Source organism: Bacillus sp. Medicinal_06 (genome assembly GCF_056711665.1).
On the sequence record NZ_JBWYHD010000044.1, the window covers coordinates 1 to 1,998 of the forward strand.

Consider the following 1,998-nt stretch of genomic DNA (forward strand, 5'->3'; position numbering starts at 1 on the left):
GCCACATCGCTATCAAGCTAAGAGATACTTACTTTTAATAATATGAGCGTTGGACTCCCATCCACTTACCACTTCACTATATTTATTTATATTGTTTACTGAGAAAATGAGAATAATACTTTTGTATAACTTTTTGATGGGAATATATTTTTCTTCCATTTGCATGACCCTTTTAATATAAATACCACTTTTAGTATAAATTCACTCATTGAACTTCCACATCTAATAAGATAATATGGGCAAGATATTATTGTTATAAAGACTATTTAAAGCTACAAAGTGAATAAGTAATAATGCTAAATATTTTAAAGGAGGATATGTAATGAGTAATAAAAACAAAAATGCTACAAATTCTAAATCCATTGAGGTTGATTTTGATTATATGAGATCCGCTATTACCGAAGAACACTCTCTTTTAAATGGTGAGGAACTTCTGAAGAGAGATGAGAACGATGTAGAAGTTGCATACAGATATGATCAATTAGGAAGGGTTATATCAGAAACTAGTAGTCCTGGAATCGAATTTGAAGCATCAAGAAGATACCCACACAATCTCAGTGAAGAACAAATAGACGATATATGATACTGATCTGAAAAATTGAAATGAAGCAATTCGACAGCTCGTAGAGAAAGGGTTAAGTCGCAAATAACGGCTTGCCTTTTTATTTCAATTAAAAACCGACAAATCCAATTTAAAATCTTTTATGACTCTCCGAATTCAATTTCACATCATCCAATACCTATCGCGTTACTAACCTAATAAAAATAGCAATACAAACAAATCTGAGAAGTCATTTTCTAATTATGAACAATATTTTTTGAAATATATTCCTGAAAATGAAAAAAGAGCTGGAATTCTTCTTTCCAGCTCACTTATTAATTGATTCTGTATTTGTACATGTAGCAAAATGTTAATCAATTATTTTCATCAAACTCATTATTAATTGTAATTTTTATCGGATTTTTTTCATCAAATCCATTTTCAACGGCATATGTTACAGTTTGTGTACCTGATCTAGATGTATCTATAGTAGAAGATAACACTGTAACTCTGCTTGATACATCTCCATTATTAATTTCCTTTGATTTTATATTTGAGTTAGATGGTTCTCTTTTTGTATCTTTCATAGTTCTTGTCCTCCTTATTTGTTGTTTGAAAAAGAATAATTATTTAGCATATAAAAATCCTTCATATTTTAAGCATACAAAGCCACTTTGATACATTCTATATTACGCTCTTGATTATTATCTAAAAGGGATACCGCCACATCGCTATCAAGCTAAGCTCATGTAACGTCAATGATAAGCAAGATTGTTTCTTTTTTTCGAAAGTCTATATGTAGATGCTTTAAAGATTTGCATACGAAATAAACCCTAATGGGTTTACTTTTTTGAATTAAGCCGCTTGATTATCAGACATGGGACAATTGTAAACGACACCTAAGGTTCTGTTGCAAAGTTTTTCTAAATGAGGCTACATTCTAGAAAAAAAGAACAAGGAGAATCACAAATGCGATACTTTAAAGAAAAACGATAATAGTAGCCGTGGGCTACTATTATCGTTTTTCTTTAAGCTATCGCGATGTATCTGAAATTCTGAAAGAACGTTGAGTTTCCGTGTATCCAACAACAATCATGCGTTGGGTGCACGAATATGGCAATTTGATTTATCAAATTTGGAGAAAAAAAACAAAACTGCACACCATGCTTGGCATTTAGATGAGACGTACATCAAGGTGAAAGGAGAGTGGTGTTATCTCGATCGTGCGATTGATCAAGAAGGATACAACTTCGTAAAACAAAGGATCATCAAGCCGCCTATATGTTTATGAAAAGATTAGTGAAAGTTTTTGGAGAACCAACAGTTCTCATAGGGGTCACCATACATACCATTAAGCTAAGATTTTAAAGTACCCCCTAAACGGAAATCTTTGGTACCGAAGTTCATTTTTATCGTTTTGGGGTAATTCTCAACTCTTAAGTTGATGGGCATGGGGT

At 32.1% G+C, this 1,998-nt stretch carries 2 protein-coding genes and 1 pseudogene; 2 read left to right on the forward strand and 1 reads right to left on the reverse strand.

The annotated features are described in order from the left end of the window. Positions 1-322 precede the first annotated feature (322 nt). Entirely contained in the window at positions 323-583 is a 261-nt protein-coding gene (locus AC1M36_RS28220) for a hypothetical protein (protein WP_336453857.1), read from the forward strand. Between the two features lie 332 nt (positions 584-915). Here the strand turns inward: AC1M36_RS28220 and AC1M36_RS28225 are convergent, their stop codons facing one another. Next, the gene (locus AC1M36_RS28225; RefSeq protein WP_336453858.1) at positions 916-1,128 is read right to left on the reverse strand and encodes a hypothetical protein; all 213 of its coding nucleotides are present in this window, start codon (positions 1,126-1,128) and stop codon (positions 916-918) included. 405 nt (positions 1,129-1,533) lie between these two features. On the opposite strand from AC1M36_RS28225, the pseudogene AC1M36_RS28230 reads away from it, so the two are divergent. Beyond that, a pseudogene (locus tag AC1M36_RS28230) lies at positions 1,534-1,870 on the forward strand (IS6 family transposase); the annotation flags it as partial. Between the last annotated feature and the right edge of the window lie 128 nt (positions 1,871-1,998).